16 protein-coding genes and 2 tRNA genes are annotated in these 15,079 nt (G+C 69.3%); 8 read left to right on the forward strand and 10 right to left on the reverse strand.

Annotated features, from left to right (window positions below):
* The first annotated feature begins 122 nt into the window (after nt 1-122).
* From DEU36_RS03200 to DEU36_RS03215, 4 genes are all read left to right on the forward strand, one after another.
* Nucleotides 123-1,040 (forward strand): ACP S-malonyltransferase, encoded by a 918-nt coding sequence (locus DEU36_RS03200; protein WP_120262890.1) that lies wholly within the window; start codon nt 123-125, stop codon nt 1,038-1,040.
* Nucleotides 1,037-2,038: a beta-ketoacyl-ACP synthase III gene (locus tag DEU36_RS03205; protein ID WP_120262891.1), complete on the forward strand. Its 1,002-nt coding sequence runs from the start codon at nt 1,037-1,039 to the stop codon at nt 2,036-2,038. The genes DEU36_RS03200 and DEU36_RS03205 overlap by 4 nt, the downstream gene beginning before the upstream one ends.
* Nucleotides 2,039-2,113: 75 nt before the next feature.
* A complete protein-coding gene (locus DEU36_RS03210) occupies nt 2,114-2,362 on the forward strand; it encodes an acyl carrier protein (protein WP_091499275.1) in 249 nt (82 codons plus the stop codon).
* Between the two features lie 51 nt (nt 2,363-2,413).
* The gene (locus DEU36_RS03215) at nt 2,414-3,652 is read left to right on the forward strand and encodes a beta-ketoacyl synthase (RefSeq protein ID WP_120262892.1); all 1,239 of its coding nucleotides are present in this window, start codon (nt 2,414-2,416) and stop codon (nt 3,650-3,652) included.
* A gap of 157 nt (nt 3,653-3,809) precedes the next feature.
* Here DEU36_RS03215 and DEU36_RS03220 read toward each other — a convergent pair whose 3' ends face one another.
* Complete coding sequence (locus tag DEU36_RS03220; RefSeq protein WP_120262893.1) at nt 3,810-4,313, reverse strand: DUF3145 domain-containing protein; 504 nt, start codon at nt 4,311-4,313, stop codon at nt 3,810-3,812.
* Between the two features lie 204 nt (nt 4,314-4,517).
* Between DEU36_RS03220 and DEU36_RS03225 the strand changes: the two genes are divergently transcribed.
* Complete coding sequence (locus tag DEU36_RS03225; RefSeq protein WP_120262894.1) at nt 4,518-4,709, forward strand: hypothetical protein; 192 nt, start codon at nt 4,518-4,520, stop codon at nt 4,707-4,709.
* Between the two features lie 51 nt (nt 4,710-4,760).
* Here the strand turns inward: DEU36_RS03225 and DEU36_RS03230 are convergent.
* Both DEU36_RS03230 and DEU36_RS03235 read right to left on the reverse strand, forming a co-directional pair.
* Nucleotides 4,761-4,834, reverse strand: a tRNA-Ile gene (locus tag DEU36_RS03230).
* 49 nt (nt 4,835-4,883) lie between these two features.
* Entirely contained in the window at nt 4,884-5,876 is a 993-nt protein-coding gene (locus DEU36_RS03235; RefSeq protein WP_120262895.1) for a DMT family transporter, read from the reverse strand.
* Nucleotides 5,877-5,919: 43 nt separating this feature from the next.
* On the opposite strand from DEU36_RS03235, the gene def reads away from it, so the two are divergent.
* On the forward strand, nt 5,920-6,486 hold the full coding sequence (gene def, locus DEU36_RS03240) for a peptide deformylase (RefSeq protein ID WP_120262896.1): 567 nt from the start codon (nt 5,920-5,922) through the stop codon (nt 6,484-6,486).
* A 4-nt stretch (nt 6,487-6,490) separates the two neighbouring features.
* Nucleotides 6,491-7,417: a glutaminase A gene (gene glsA, locus DEU36_RS03245; protein ID WP_120262897.1), complete on the forward strand. Its 927-nt coding sequence runs from the start codon at nt 6,491-6,493 to the stop codon at nt 7,415-7,417.
* Between the two features lie 117 nt (nt 7,418-7,534).
* Here glsA and DEU36_RS03250 read toward each other — a convergent pair.
* From DEU36_RS03250 to dusB, 5 genes are all read right to left on the reverse strand, one after another.
* Nucleotides 7,535-7,607, reverse strand: a tRNA-Asn gene (locus tag DEU36_RS03250).
* A 93-nt stretch (nt 7,608-7,700) separates the two neighbouring features.
* Nucleotides 7,701-8,468 carry an ATP-binding cassette domain-containing protein gene (locus DEU36_RS03255; protein ID WP_120264332.1) on the reverse strand — a complete coding sequence of 256 codons (768 nt, stop codon included), beginning with the start codon at nt 8,466-8,468 and terminating at the stop codon, nt 7,701-7,703.
* Between the two features lie 53 nt (nt 8,469-8,521).
* Entirely contained in the window at nt 8,522-10,417 is a 1,896-nt protein-coding gene (gene dnaG, locus DEU36_RS03260) for a DNA primase (protein WP_120262898.1), read from the reverse strand.
* Nucleotides 10,417-11,790 (reverse strand): deoxyguanosinetriphosphate triphosphohydrolase, encoded by a 1,374-nt coding sequence (locus DEU36_RS03265; RefSeq protein WP_120262899.1) that lies wholly within the window; start codon nt 11,788-11,790, stop codon nt 10,417-10,419. The genes dnaG and DEU36_RS03265 overlap by 1 nt, the downstream gene beginning before the upstream one ends.
* The gene (dusB, locus tag DEU36_RS03270; protein WP_120262900.1) at nt 11,780-12,943 is read right to left on the reverse strand and encodes a tRNA dihydrouridine synthase DusB; all 1,164 of its coding nucleotides are present in this window, start codon (nt 12,941-12,943) and stop codon (nt 11,780-11,782) included. Before dusB ends, DEU36_RS03265 begins: the two co-directional genes overlap by 11 nt.
* Before the next feature lie 57 nt (nt 12,944-13,000).
* Here dusB and DEU36_RS03275 point away from each other — a divergent pair, with 57 nt between their 5' ends.
* Nucleotides 13,001-13,501: a glutathione peroxidase gene (locus tag DEU36_RS03275; RefSeq protein WP_120262901.1), complete on the forward strand. Its 501-nt coding sequence runs from the start codon at nt 13,001-13,003 to the stop codon at nt 13,499-13,501.
* Between the two features lie 18 nt (nt 13,502-13,519).
* Here the strand turns inward: DEU36_RS03275 and DEU36_RS03280 are convergent, their stop codons facing one another.
* Both DEU36_RS03280 and DEU36_RS03285 read right to left on the reverse strand, forming a co-directional pair.
* Nucleotides 13,520-14,197: a DsbA family protein gene (locus tag DEU36_RS03280; RefSeq protein ID WP_120262902.1), complete on the reverse strand. Its 678-nt coding sequence runs from the start codon at nt 14,195-14,197 to the stop codon at nt 13,520-13,522.
* A 46-nt stretch (nt 14,198-14,243) separates the two neighbouring features.
* Nucleotides 14,244-15,047 (reverse strand): isoprenyl transferase, encoded by an 804-nt coding sequence (locus tag DEU36_RS03285; protein ID WP_120262903.1) that lies wholly within the window; start codon nt 15,045-15,047, stop codon nt 14,244-14,246.
* Between the last annotated feature and the right edge of the window lie 32 nt (nt 15,048-15,079).

The following is a 15,079-nucleotide window of genomic DNA, read 5'->3' on the forward strand; positions in this document are numbered from 1 at the left end:
ACGCAGCCGGAGAGCCGGAGCCGCACTCACGATCGTCGACTGTACGGTCGACACAAAGGTTCGCCGCATTGTTGTGACATCGTCGCCAGCGGTCGAGCTGCTGAACTTGGAAGGATGTAACAGTGATCATCGCCGTGTTCCCCGGGCAGGGGTCGCAGTCCCCCGGCTTCCTCGCCCCGTGGCTCGAGCTGGAGGGCGCGCGCGAGCGCCTCGAGCGCTACTCCGACCTCGCCGGAGTCGACCTCGTCGCCGCCGGCACCGAATGGGATGCCGACCGCATCCGCGACACCGCCGTGGCGCAGCCGCTCATCGTCGCCGCGAGCCTGCTGTCATACGACGCGCTCGTGCGTGAAGCTGCGCGTCCCGCCGGTGTAGCCGGCCACTCCGTCGGCGAGATCGCCGCACTCGCGGCGGCTGGCGTGCTCGGCGACGACGACGCGATGCGGCTGGTCGGCCTCCGTGGCCGCGCCATGGCGGATGCCGCGACGCGCGAGCAGACCGGTATGAGCGCCGTCCTCGGCGGAGATCAGGATGCGGTGGTCGCTCGCCTCCACGAACTCGACCTCACTCCGGCCAACTACAACGGCGGCGGCCAGATCGTCGCCGCCGGCGCTCTCGACGCCCTCGCCGACCTCGCCGCCGAGCCGGTCGCGTCGACCCGGGTCATCCCCCTGCAGGTCGCCGGCGCGTTCCACACGCGGTACATGGCACCGGCGGTCGAGACGCTCGCCGAGGCGGCATCCGCGACCTCCGTGAGCGATCCCGCCCTCACCCTGTGGTCAAACCGCGACGGCGCCGTCGTCAGCGACGGCCGCGAGGCGCTCGACCGGCTGGTCACTCAGGTCGCCTCACCCGTGCGCTGGGATCTCTGCATGTCCTCGTTCGCCGAGCACGGGGTGACCGGCATCATCGAGTTCGCGCCCGCCGGCACCCTCGTGGGTCTCGCGAAGCGCGCTCTGCGCGGTGTGCCCTCGGTCGCCGTGAAGACCCCCGACGACCTCGTCGCCGCATCCGCTCTCATCTCCGGAGGTGCCGCATGACCGCCGCCATTCGCCAGGCCACCGGCCCCGCCCACACCCGCATCTACGCCTACGGCGCCGCGCGCGGCCAGAACGCGGTGCCGAACGACGACCTCGTCGGCCCCATCGACTCGAGTGACGAGTGGATCCGCCAGCGAACCGGCATCGTGACCCGCGTCCGCGCCGATAAGGACACCACGGTCATCGACCTCGCCGCCGACGCCGTGGCCGAGGCCATCCGGCGCAGCGGCGTGCCCGCCGATCAGGTCGACGCCGTGATCGTCTCGACGATCTCGAACCCCAAGCAGACGCCGTCGGTCTCGGCGATCGTCGCAGACCGCGTCGGGGCGAACCCCGCGGCGGCCTACGACGTCAACGCGGCGTGCGCCGGCTTCTCGTACGGGGTCACGCAGGCCGATGCGCTGGTGCGCGCCGGCGCGGCACGCTACGTCGCCGTCGTGGGCGCGGAGAAGCTCAGCGACATCGTCGACCCGACCGACCGCACGATCTCGTTCCTGCTCGGCGACGGCGCAGGCGCCGCGATCATCGGTCCCAGCGATACCCCGGGCATCGGCCCGACCGTCTGGGGCTCGGACGGGTCCAAGGCCGACGCGGTCGGCATGAACCACACGCTCGTGGAATTCCGCGACGGCACCGCACCGTGGCCGACGCTGCGCCAGGAGGGACCGACGGTGTTCCGCTGGGCCGTCTGGGAGATGGTCAAGGTCGCCCGCCGCGCGCTCGAAGAAGCGGGCATTCAGGCAGGCGACCTCGCCGCGTTCATCCCGCACCAGGCGAACATGCGCATCATCGACGAGTTCGCCAAGCAGCTCGGCTTGCCCGAGACCGTCGCGATCGGTCGCGACATCGAGACCACCGGCAACACGTCGGCGGCGTCCATCCCGCTCGCCACGCACCGCCTGCTCGAGGAGAACCCCGAGCTGAGCGGCGGTCTGGCCCTCCAGATCGGCTTCGGGGCGGGGCTCGTCTTCGGCGCGCAGGTAGTCGTCCTTCCCTGATCGGGCGGGCCCCCGCACCTAGACTGAACAGCGGCCCGCGTCCGGGTCGGTCCAGAGATAACAAGGAGAAACCCCATGGCATTCAGCAACGACGAGGTCCTCGCAGGACTCGCCGAGCTCATCACCGACGAGACCGGCATCTCGGCCGACGAGGTCGCCCTGGAGAAGTCGTTCACGGACGACCTCGACATCGACTCGATCTCGATGATGACGATCGTCGTCAACGCCGAGGAGAAGTTCAGCGTCACCATCCCCGACGAAGAGGTCAAGAACCTCAAGACCGTCGGCGACGCCGTCACCTACATCACGTCCAACCAGGCGTAACCCCCACCGGCGGGGGCACACGCCCCCGCCGGGGTTCCACCGAGGAGATCCATGAGCACCCCGCGAATCGTCGTCACCGGAATCGGAGCGTCGTCGCCCCTGGGCGGCACCGCGCCCGAGAGCTGGGATGGCCTGCTGGCCGGCCGTTCCGGCGCGCGCACACTCGAGCACGAGTGGGTCGAGAAGTACCAGATCCCGGTCCACTTCGCCGCCGAGGCGATCGTGCGACCCGAGACCGTGCTCGAGCGCCCCGTTTCCAAGCGCCTCGACCCGGCGTCGCAGTTCGCGATGGTCGCGGCGATGGAGGCCTGGGCGGATGCCGGCAGCCCCGACGTCGATCCCGAGCGTCTCGGCGTCGACTTCGCGACCGGCATCGGCGGGGTGTGGACCCTGCTCGACGCGTGGGACACGCTTCGCGAGAAGGGGCCGCGCCGGGTTCTCCCGATGACGGTCCCGATGCTGATGCCGAACGCCGCCGCGGGCAACCTGTCGCTGCATTTCCGCGCACGAGCGTTCGCCCGCACCGTGGCGAGCGCGTGCGCGTCGAGCACCGAGTCGATCGTGAACGCGATCGAGCATATTCAGGACGGTCTCGCCGACATCGTCATCGCGGGTGGCACCGAGTCGGCGATCCACCCCATCACGATGGCGTCGTTCTCGTCGATGCAGGCGCTGTCGCGTCGTAACGACGACCCGGCGACCGCCTCGCGTCCGACGAGCGTCGACCGCGACGGCTTCGTCATGGGCGAAGGCGCCGGAGTGCTCATCCTCGAGACCGAGGAGCACGCCAAGGCTCGAGGCGCGAAGATCTACGCCTACGCGGTGGGCGGCGGCGTCACCGCCGACTCGTACCACATCACGGCCAACGACCCCGAGGGCGCGGGAGCATCGCGCGCGGTCCGCGCGGCTCTCGAGCAGGCGGACGCCTCGCCCGACGACGTCGCGCACATCAACGCGCACGCGACCTCGACGCCCGTCGGCGACCCCAACGAGTACCAGGCGCTGCGCAACGTCTTCGGCGACCGCATCGACGAGATTCCCGTCTCGGCGACCAAGGCGTCGACCGGTCACCTGCTCGGCGGCACCGGGGCACTCGAGGCGATCTTCACGATCCTGGCCCTGCGCGAGCGCATCGCGCCGCCGACGATCAACATCAGCGAGCAGGACCCGGCCGTCCCGTTCCGGGTGTCGGGTGAGACCCAGAGCCTCGGCGAGGGTGACCTCCTGGCGATCAGCAACTCGTTCGGTTTCGGCGGCCACAACGCGGTCGTCGCGTTCCGATCGGCCTGAACCGCGGCTACCGACGAAACAGGCCCCCGCGGACGCGCTCTGCGGGGGCCTGTTCTTCTTTCGGGTCAGCCGTCCCGTACGTGCTCCCGTCCCCCGGGATCATTCCACCGGGGCTCGGTACGGACGCACGGGCCGACTGGGTCTGTGTGGTCGCGTGTCAGCCGACCTTGTGGAGCCACACGACGGCAGCGTCGTCGCCTGCGTGACGGAACGGCTCGAGTTCTTCGTCCCAGGCTGCCCCGAGGGCGACGTCGAGCTCGCGCTGGAGCTCACGGGCGTCGCCGGCCGCGATCTCGACGGCGTAGCGGATGCGGTCCTCGCCGATCACGACATTGCCCGACGCATCGGTCTGGGCGTAGTGGATGCCGAGGCTCGGCGTGTGCATCCACCGCCCCCCGTCACTGCGCGGCGTCGGATCTTCCGACACCTCGAATCGCAGATGCTCCCAGCCGCGTATCGCGGTCGCGAGCGCAGCACCGGTTCCGGCGGGGCCTTCCCAATAGAACTCCGCGCGGCGGCTGCCGTCGAGCACCGGCTGGTCTTCCCAGTCGAAGCTGACCGCGCGGCCGAGCGCGCGTCCTGCCGCCCACTCGAGGTGCGGGCACAACGCGCGTGGCGCGGAGTGGATGAAGATCACTCCACGCGCCTGTGGTGTCGCCATGACTTCTCCGTTTCATCAGGTACGTCTTCCCCTACGACCTGAGCCCGGATGCCGGCGTTGTTCGGTTATGGCGTCGATTATCGCGTACGAACCTGGAGAATCACAACCGTGTCACGATTTTGACCGCCATCCGATGTCAAGCGCCTTCCCCGCGGAGGAGGCGGCCGACAGGCTGGACGTCACATACCGAGGAAAGGATGCCGCATGTCCGACAGCACTCCCCACCACCGCGACGCCGATGACGCGCACGCCGACGACGCCGCACCGACCGATGCCGCCAGCGACGAGGTCAAGGCCGATGCGGCGCGCGCCGGCTCCGACCGGGGTGACATCGATCTCGAGGCCGGCGACGACAACACCGGCTTCCCGCAGGACCCCGCGATCACGCACCCCTGACGCCGCACACCTCCGCATGCGAATGGCCGCCCGCGGGCGGCCATTCGCGTGTAGGGCGGGTGGGACTTGAACCCACGATCGTCGGGTTATGAGCCCGCTGCCTTGACCAGCTTGGCCACCGCCCCCTGTCGTAACGAGCCTAGCGCGCGGACCGCACGGCGTCGGTGCCGCGGCTCAGTCGTCGTCGCGGAGACGGCCCTTGCTGCCCCGCGGTATCGGCAGCTGCTGACTGTCGAGCACGACCTGGGGGTGGTTCCGCGCGAGGGACGTGACTCCGTACACCGCGATGGCACCCGCGACGACGAATCCGACGAACGCCGGCCAGGGTGCCGTCGCTGCCTCGCGGAGGATGACGATGCCGATGATGACGGCGACGATCGGGTCGATGACGGTGAGGCCTGCGATCACGAGATCGGGCGGACCGACGGAGTAGGCCGTCTGGACGAAGTAGGCCCCGACCGCCGTGGCCGTGATCAGACCGACGAGGCACAGCAGCGTCAGCCACTCGAAGTCGCCGTTCTGGATGCGGGAGATGACGACCTTCGCCAGGGTCGCGACGAAGCCGTAGATGATGCCCGAGGCTGCGATGTAGAAGAGCGGCTTCGCCCCCTTGCGTACGAGCATCCAGACCACTGCCGAGATGAGCAGCACGCCGGCGAGCAGGGCGAGGATCGTGATGAGCTGTCCCTGGTCGATCGGCTCTTCTGTTGCGACGAGCGCCGCAACCGTGACGAACGCGAGGATGCCCCCGACGCACAGGATGATCGAGAGGACCGACCGTCGGGTGGGCTTGACGCCCGTGATCCGCGCATTGAGCAGAGTGGTGATGACGAGCGAGATGGCGCCGAGCGGCTGCACGAGGATGAGCGGGGCGAAGGTGAGGGCGGCGAGCTGGCACACGATCGCCAGACCCAGCATGACGGTGCCGACCACCCACGACGGACGCTTGAGGAGGCTCAGCAGCTGCGAACCGTTCAGGCCCGCGCTGCCGGACGAGTTGGTGAGCCTCTCGACCTTCTGCACACCCCGGTGCTGGTAGAGCGCCCCGAAGGACATGAACACGGCGCCGAGCAGCGCGAGCGGGATTCCGATGAGGATTCTGGGTTCGCGGAAGACTCCGATCAGCTGATCGGTGACGTCATCGAGGGACGCGACAAACGGAATCACCTATCGACCATAACGGCGATGCGGGCTCGATTAGGCTCGCAACGTGCCCGTTCTTCCGATTCGCATCATGGGCGACCCCGTGTTGCACGCCCCCGCCGAGCCCGTCACCGAGATCACGGACGAGATCCGTCAGCTCGTGACGGACATGTACGACACGATGGACGCCGCCCCCGGAGTCGGGCTCGCGGCGCCCCAGGTGGGCGTCGGCCTGCGCATCTATGTCTACACGTACCAAGACGACGACGGTCAGGCGTGGCGCGGTGAGATCATCAACCCCGAGCTCTGGATGCGCCCGCTCGAGCCCGGCTCCCCCGACCCCGACGACGAGTCGGAGGGCTGTCTCTCCTTCCCCGGCGAACGGTTCCCGCTGCGCCGCTCCGACGAGGTTCTCGTCACGGGCACCGACCTCACCGGCTCCCCCGTCGAGATCCGCGTCGACGGCTGGCGCGCCCGCATCATGCAGCACGAGTTCGATCACCTCGACGGCATCCTCTACATCGATCGTCTCGACGACTCCGATTGGAAGACGACGCAGAAGATCGCGAAGAAGCGCGGATGGGGTCGTCCGGGCGTCGCCTGGATGCCGGGCGTCGACGACCTGGACGCCTGACCACGTGAGCGCAGCCGACGATCCCCGCGAATACGACCTCGACGCGTTGCGTCGGCGGCTCCTTCCCGAACGGGCCGGCGAACGCTCCACGAGCATCCCCGAGCTCGCCGGAGCCGACCAACACCTGTGCGCGATCGCTCTCGCCTTGCCCGATGGCTCGGTCCGTTCGTCGGCCGACGGTACGAAGCGTTTCAGCATCCAGTCGGCCGTCAAACCGTTCCTCTTCGCGCTCGCCCTCGCCGACACCGACGGGGGCGCTCTCGATCACCTGGGCATCGAGCCGACGGGTGAGGCGTTCGATGCGATCAAGCTCGAGAGCGGCACGGGACGACCCCCGAATCCGATGGTCAACGCCGGCGCGATCCTGACGTGCGCTCTCGTCGACGGTGACGGTCCCGAGGAACGTGCTGCCAGGATCGTGACGGGACTCTCGGCATTCGCGGGCCGTGCGCTCCAGGTCGACGACGACGTCTCGCGCAGCGAGCATCTGCTCGGCGACCGCAACCACGCGCTCGCCCACCTGATGCGCGACGAGGGCACCCTCGAGGCCACCGCGGACGACGCCGTAGCCGTCTACGCGCGCGCCTGCGCCGTGCTCGTCGACGCGGAGATCCTGGCCGTCATGGGGGCGACCCTCGCGATGGGCGGCGTGAACCCCGTCACTGGCGAGCGCGTCGTCTCCGCACGGATCGCGCGGGATGTCGTCGCCGTGATGGCCACGTGCGGCGTCTATGACGGATCTGGGCGGTGGATGCGAGCCGTCGGCGTCCCGGCGAAGTCGAGCGTCTCCGGAGCGATCGTCATGTCTGCGCCCGGAACGCTCGGAGCCGCGATCGTGAGCCCGCCGCTCGACGAACTCGGGACGAGCGTGCGCGGCCGTATCGGCGCGGAGGCCCTCAGCGCCGACCTCGGGCTGCACCTCTTCGGCTGAACCGCCGCCTGCCGACATGTCTTCGGCGTGCCGTCGATGCGCCGGCACACGAGTAAAGGCCCGGGGTGGAAGCCCGGGCCTTCGGTGAGAGCCGCGGTAGATAACGCGGGTCTCTCGCTCCCCGGCTTGGACTCGAACCAAGAACCTATCGGTTAACAGCCGATTGCTCTGCCAATTGAGCTACCGAGGATCAGTCACCCGCTCGCGCAGGGCAACCCCTCTATATTAGCAAAGCTCCGGGGGTGCTCACGACATCGACCGCTCCCCGGGCGGGTCGCGCCTCTCAGGACGCCCGTGACCGGCCGTCGGGAGTCCACACCACGTCGGACGCCGTCGGCCCGTACCCCACGGGGCGGCCACCGTGCAGCACGAGGGCGGCGGCGTCGAGCTCGTCGGCGGTCTCCACGTCGTTCGTCGCGATGACGATCGCCATTCCGGTGTCGTCACGACGTGAGAGGAGCGCCTCACGGGCGGCGATGCGGACCTCGATGTCGAGGTTGGCGTACGGGTCGTCACCGATGAAGACTTTCGGGTCGAGCACGAGAGCGCGCGCCAACGCGACCCGCTGGCGCATACCGGCGCTGAGCTCGTAGGGATACTGCGACGCTGCGCCGAGCGGGAGGTGCAGTTCGTCGAGGAGGGATGCGACCCGCAGCGACAGCGCGCGCTGACTCACCCGGCGGTCGCGCGAGGTGATCGGCTCGGCGATGACCTCGGCCACCGTCAGACGGGCCGGGAGCGCGGCGCCGGCTGCCTGCGGCATGTGGCCGGCGTAGTAGGTGAGCATGCGCCGGGATCGGCCACCCTTGCGGACCGAGAGCCCGGCCACCTCCGCCGTGCCGCCCACGACGCCCACGTCAGCCGGAGCGGTTCCGGCGAGAACGGAGAGCAGCGTCGACTTGCCCGAGCCGGTCGCACCCATCACCGCGAGGGCCTCGCCGGCGCGGACGGTGACGCTCACCCCTTCGACGACGCGATCGGAGTCGCCTGTGCGCGCGATCGAGAGATCGTCGCAGAGCACCGCGATTTCCGCGTCGGGTCGTCGGGACATGCGCATCATCCTGCCGTCTTCATCGTTCGACCGCTACTCGCCGCCGCTGGTGGCTATTCCGATTCCATGAGTTGCCGCAGCCGGAGATCGAGATCGCGGATCGCGACGCCGATGGAGCGGAACTCCGGCGACCCCGGCTCGAGACGCTGCTGCGCGCTTCTGAGCTCTGCCTTCTCGCGCTCGAGCGCCCGCTGGCGCAGCTTGCGCAGCGACTCCATCGCCGTCGTCTGGGCGATGCGCTCGGTACCCGCGGGGAAATCCGCGGTGAGCAGTTCGATCGCCAGCGTCCGGTACGGCTCCCGCGTCGCGTCGACCGCGGCCGACGTCCACCCGGGACGCGTGAGGTCGGGCTGCATCGACACCGCCTGCCGCACGGCCTCGAGCGCCGGGTGCGGCATCGGCAGCCCCAGCGCGATGCCGACGGCCTGCTTGTCGAGCAGATGCCCGTACTGCAGCACACCCATCAGAGCGCGCTTCTCGAGCTCGAGCGCCGGAGGAAGGGAGGCGAGGGTGACACGCACCGAAGCGGGCGTCGGTTCGGCGGCACCCCCGGACACTCCGGCGGAGTCGGCACGACCCGCGGTCGTGGTCTCTCCCCGGGTACGCTCTCCCCCACCCGTCGATGCCGCTGCACGGCGGGCGGCGCGATCGACCTCGGGTTTCACCTCAGACAGGTCGAGACCGAGCTTGCCGGCGAGCACCCGCGTGTAGCCCGGGCGGAGAGCGGTGTCTCGGATGTCGGCGACGATCGGCGCAGCCGCACGCAGCGCGCCGATCCGCCCCTCGACGGTCGACAGGTCGAATGTGGACAGACGCTGATCCATGACGAACTCGAACATCGGCGCCTTGGCGTCGATCAGCGACCGCACCGCCGCGTCGCCGCGGTTGAGTCGCAGATCACACGGATCCAGCCCTTCGGGCGCGACCGCGACATAGGTCTGCGCCGCGAAACGCTTCTCTTCGCCGAACGCCCGCAGCGCCGCCTTCTGACCGGCGGCATCCGGGTCGAACGTGAAGACCACCTCGCCCGCGCTTCCCTCGCTGTCCCCCATCACGCGTCGGAGCACCGTGATGTGGTCGGTTCCGAACGCGGTGCCGCACGACGCGATGGCCCCGGTGACTCCGGCGAGATGACAGGCCATGACATCGGTGTATCCCTCGACGACGACGACGCGATGCTCACGCGAGATCGACTTCTTCGCCAGGTCGAGACCGTAGAGGACCTGGGCCTTCTTGTAGATCGGGGTCTCGGGCGTATTGAGGTACTTCGGTCCCTGGTCGTCGTCGTAGAGGCGGCGAGCGCCGAAGCCGATCGTCTGCCCCGCGACGTCGCGGATCGGCCACACGACCCGTCCGCGGAACCGGTCGTAGACCCCCCGCTGCCCCTTGGAGACCAGCCCACCGGTCAGCAGTTCCTCGTCGGTGAAGCCTTGCGAGCGAAGCGCGTCGCGAAGCGCCGACCATCCCTGCGGGGCGTACCCGACACCGAAGTGGGCCGCAGCACCGGCGTCGAAGCCCCGCTCCCCGAGGAACTGGCGGGCGGCCTGCGCGTCGGGGGCCGACAGCTGCGAACGGTAGAACTCCGCCGCCGCGGTGTGCGCGGCGTACAGCCGGGAGCGACCACTCGTCTCGGGAGCCGCCGCGCCGTCTTCGTAGTGCAGCGAGTAGCCGATACGCGCGGCGAGGCGCTCGACCGCCTCGGTGAACGAGAGGTGGTCCATCGCTCGCAGGAACGAGTAGACATCGCCCGACTCACCGCATCCGAAGCAGTGGTAGTACCCGACCTGCGGCCGGACGTGGAAACTCGGGCTGCGTTCGTCGTGGAAGGGACACAGCCCCTTCAGCGAGCCGACGCCGGCGGACTTCAGCGCGACACGTTCACCGACGATGTCGCCGATGTTCGTGCGCGCCTTGACCTCTTCGATGTCGGTCTGCCGGATCCGTGCCATCAGAGCCCTTCGATGGGCTCGGGGAGGGCGAAGTGACTCGGCGCCGTGGCGCGCGGGTCGGAGGACCACAGACCCAGCTCGCGGAGATCGACCGGACCGACCAGACGCCCGTGCCATTCGATGGCGAAACGGTCGGTGAGGGTGGCGACCTGATCGACGACGACACGGCGGCGGGCGGCGTCGGTCACCGCCGCGGCGAAGTCTTCGGCGTGCAACGCGTCGAGGTGCTCGGGACGCGCCCACAGGGCGTCCGCGAGGCGGCGCAACACGCGGCGCTGCTCCTTGTAGAGCCCCTTCCGACCTTCGATCGAGACGACGAAGGCTCCGATGACGCCCTTGAGGACGGCCATCTCGACCTCGATCACACGGGGCACGATCACGCGGCCCCGGAAGCGCGTCAGGACGGGGATGTCGTAATGCTCACGGGTCGCCGCGGTCGCGGCGCGTGCGAAGCGTCCGATGAGGTCGGAGGTGAGGTTCTTCAGCCGCGCCATCGCGGCGCGCGAGCCGTCGTACGACTCGAGCCACTCGGGAAGCAGCGTCAGGCGGTACAGCGCATCGCCGAGCTCGTCCTTCGTGAATCCGTAGCCGACCCAGCTCTGGATCGCGGTGAGCAGCGCCTCGCGCTCGCGCGGATCGCCGAGCCGCGCCGGATCGAGGTAGCCGTTCAGCACGGCGTCTTCGAAGTCGTGCACCGAGTAGGCGATGTCGTCGGAGAGGTCCATGACCTCGGCCTCGATACAGCGCAGGCGTCCCGGGGCGCCTTCGCGCATCCACTGGAACACCGCCTCGTCTTCGGGGTAGACGCCGAACTTCTGGCGCCCGCCCGGGTCGGGGATCGCGTGCTCGACGGTCCACGGGTATTTGCAGGTCGCATCGAGGCTCGCTCGCGTGAGGTTGAGGCCCGCGCTCTGCCCGAACGCGTCGACGACCTTCGGTTCGAGCCGCGAGAGGATGCGCAGCGACTGGGCGTTGCCCTCGAACCCGCCGATGTCTTCGGCCCAATCGTTGAGAGCCCGCTCGCCGTTGTGACCGAAGGGCGGGTGTCCGAGGTCGTGGCAGAGGCAGGCCGTGTCGACGACATCCGGTGAGAGCTCGAGCGCGATGGCGAGCTCGCGCCCCACCTGGGCGACCTCGAGGGAATGGGTCAGGCGGTTGCGTGCGAAATCGGCGGGACTGGCCGGGCTCAGCACCTGCGTCTTGGCGGCGAGACGGCGGAGGGCGCCCGAGTGCAGGACGCGGGCGCGATCGCGCGCGAAGCTGTCGCGGCGCGAGCGGTGTTCCTCGCGGTGGAAGCGGGCGGCGTCGTGATCGTCGTAGCCGGAGGGGCGTCCCGCCGAGACGCCCACACCGCTCGTGACCTCAGCCCCCACTGTTCTCGATCTCCGCTGCAGCGATGGCCGACGACTCGGCCGCGTCGACGTCACGCGATTCCAACCAGCGATCCGGCAGGGCCGGGCGCTTGGGAGTTCCCGCACGTCCGCGCTGTCCCTCCGCGGCCGCGCCGGGGTACGGCGCCGACCAGTCCAGCGTCGCGAGGATGTCGTCGATCTCGGCGAGGCTCGACGCGGTAGCCAGACGCGCGCGCGTGTCACCGCCCACCGGATAGCCCTTGAAGTACCACGCGACGTGCTTGCGGATGTCGCGACAGCCACGACCCTCGTCCTCGAAGAACTCCACGAGCAGCTCGGCATGGCGGCGGAAAGCCGTCGCCACGAAACCGAGCGTCGCGTCGACCTCGGGACCGGCCGAGCCGGGCTCGCCCAACGCCCGCGCGAGGTCTCCGAACAGCCACGGACGACCGAGGCACCCTCGTCCCACGACGACCCCGTCGCAGCCGGTCTCGGCCATCATGCGGACCGCGTCCTCGGCGGACCAGATGTCACCGTTGCCGAGAACCGGGACGCTCGTGACGGCTTCTTTCAGCGCCGCGATCGCAGACCAGTCGGCGTTTCCCGAGTAGAACTCCGCGGCGGTGCGCGCGTGGAGGGCGACGGCCGACACCCCGGCGTCCTCGGCGATGCGGCCCGCGTCGAGGTAGGTCAGGTGGTCCGAGTCGATGCCCTTGCGCATCTTCACCGTCAGCGGCACGTCGCCCGCGGCGCGCGCGGCGCGCGTCACGATGTCGCGGAACAGGTCGAGCTTCCACGGCAGAGCCGCTCCCCCGCCCTTGCGCGTCACCTTGGGCACGGGGCACCCGAAGTTGAGGTCGATGTGATCGGCACGATCCTCCTCGACCAGCAGACGCACGGCGGCCTCGGTCGTCGCGGGGTCGACGCCGTAGAGCTGGATGGAGCGCGGCTTCTCGGACTCGTGATGGGTGATCAGGCGCATCGTTGTGGCGTTGCGCTCGACGAGGGCCCGCGTCGTGATCATCTCGCTGACGTAGAGCCCTGCCCCGTACTCGCGGCAGAGCCGGCGGAACGCGGTGTTCGTGATCCCGGCCATCGGGGCCAGCACGACGGGGGCGTCCAAGGCGATCGGGCCGATCCGCAGACGCGGCGAAGCGGACAGGACGGTACTCACCAGATCATTCTCCCAGAAGGACGGACACCGGAAGGCGGCCGGGCGTAGCCTGGGGACGTGACCGAAGCGACCACCGACATCCGTTCGATCCCGTTCTCCGCTGCGGACGGCACCGCTACCACGCTCGACGACCTCGGAGACGGTGTCCTGCTCGTCGTCAATGTCGCCTCCAAGTGCGGGCTGACGCCCCAGTACGAGCAGCTCGAGCAGCTGCAGCGGACATATGGCGAGCGCGGTCTGCAGGTCATCGGGTTCCCCTGCAATCAGTTCATGGGGCAGGAGCCGGGTTCGATGGAGGAGATCCTCGACTACTGCGCGATGACCTGGGGGGTGAGCTTCCCCATCATGGACAAGATCCGGGTCAACGGCTCTCACGCCGCTCCGCTGTACAAGGCGCTGAAGAAGATCCGCAATGAGGAGGGCGCTCGCGGCCCCGTGATGTGGAACTTCGAGAAGTTCGTGATCACACCCGACGGCGAGGTGCACCGGTTCCGTCCGCAGACGAAGCCGGATGCGCCCGAGATCGTCGCCGTGATCGAGGCGAACCTCCCGCGCTGATCCTGCCCGCGCGCCCGCTCAGCCCGCGGCTTCGACGCCGCTGCGCTCAGCCCACACCTGACGGGCGATCTGCGCGAAGGCTTCGGCGGGCTGCGCGCCCGAGACCCCGTAGCGCCCGTCGATGACGAAGAACGGGACCCCGTTGATGCCGTAGGCGCGCGCCTGGTCCTGATCTGCGCGGACGGCCGGCAGGTGCTCGCCCGATTCGAGCGCGGCACGGATGGCGTCGCGGTCAAGGCCGACCTCGCCGGCGAGCTCGACGAGATCGTCGATGCGTCCCACGTGGCGCCCTTCGGTGAAGTACGCCGCCATCAGGCGCTCGGCCATCTCATGCTGACGACCCTGCGCCTTCGCGGCGTGCAGCAGCTCGTGCGCCTTGACCGTGTTGGTGTGCTTGAGGATGTCGAAGTGGTATTCCAGCCCCGCATCCTTCGCGACGCCGGTGACATTGTCGAGCATCTGCTGCACCTGCTCGCGCGGCATTCCCTTGTGGGTCGACAGGAAGTCGAGTTCGTCCCCTTCGAAGTCGACGGGGGTGTCGGGCGAGAGCTCGAACGAATGGAAGGTCACCTCGACGCGCGGTGCGTCGTCGTCGTCAGCCGTGGCGGCGAGGCCAGACTCCAGGTTGCGCTTGCCGATGTAGCACCACGGGCAGGCGATGTCGCTCCACACGTCGATCTTGATTGCGTCCGTCACATCGGGTGCAACGTCGCAGTCCGCGCGGGCTATTCCCGGTCGGACGTCACGCGGTGGGAGCGTCGACGGCACCGCCGAAGCGGCGGTCGCGCGAGAGGTACAGCTGGATCGCTCCCCAGAGGTCGGACCTCGAGAAGTCGGGCCACAGGGTGTCGAGGAACACCATCTCGGCGTACGCCGCCTCCCACAGGAGGAAGTTCGAGGTCCGCTGCTCTCCACTCGATCGGATGAAGAGGTCGACGTCGGGCATGTCGGGCACGTAGAGGTGCCGGCGCAGGGCCTTCTCCGTGATGGCGGACGGCTTCATCCGGCCGGCAGCGATCTGTTCGCCCATGGCCCGCATCGCGTCGATGATCTCGTGCCGACCGCCGTAGTTGACGCACATCGTGAGCGTCAGGATGTCGTTGCCCTGCGTGAGCTGCTCGGCGTACTGGAGCTCGGAGATGACCGACCCCCACAGACGGGGCTTCCGACCCGCCCAGCGAACGCGGACGCCCCATTCGTTGAGCTGGTCGCGCCGACGATGGAGGACATCGCGGTTGTACCCCATGAGGAATCGCACCTCCTCGGGCGACCGCGACCAGTTCTCGGTCGAGAACGCATAGACGCTGAGGTGCTTGACCCCCGCCTGGATGGCTCCGGCCACGACGTCGAGCAGGACTTCCTCGCCCGCCCGGTGTCCCTCGATGCGGGTGAGGCCACGACGGTTCGCCCATCGGCCATTGCCGTCCATGACGATCGCCACGTGGTTCGGCACTCCGCCTCGCGGGAACACCGGTGGGTACACCCCGGTCCAGTCGAGCGGGCGATACGGGACCGCGTCGCGGTGCGTGTACGGCTTGGGACTCATCGGTTCGAGCCTAGGCGTTCGAGCCGGCCGGC

Origin of the sequence: Microbacterium sp. AG238 (genome assembly GCF_003610405.1) — a bacterium.
GTDB lineage: Bacteria > Actinomycetota > Actinomycetes > Actinomycetales > Microbacteriaceae > Microbacterium.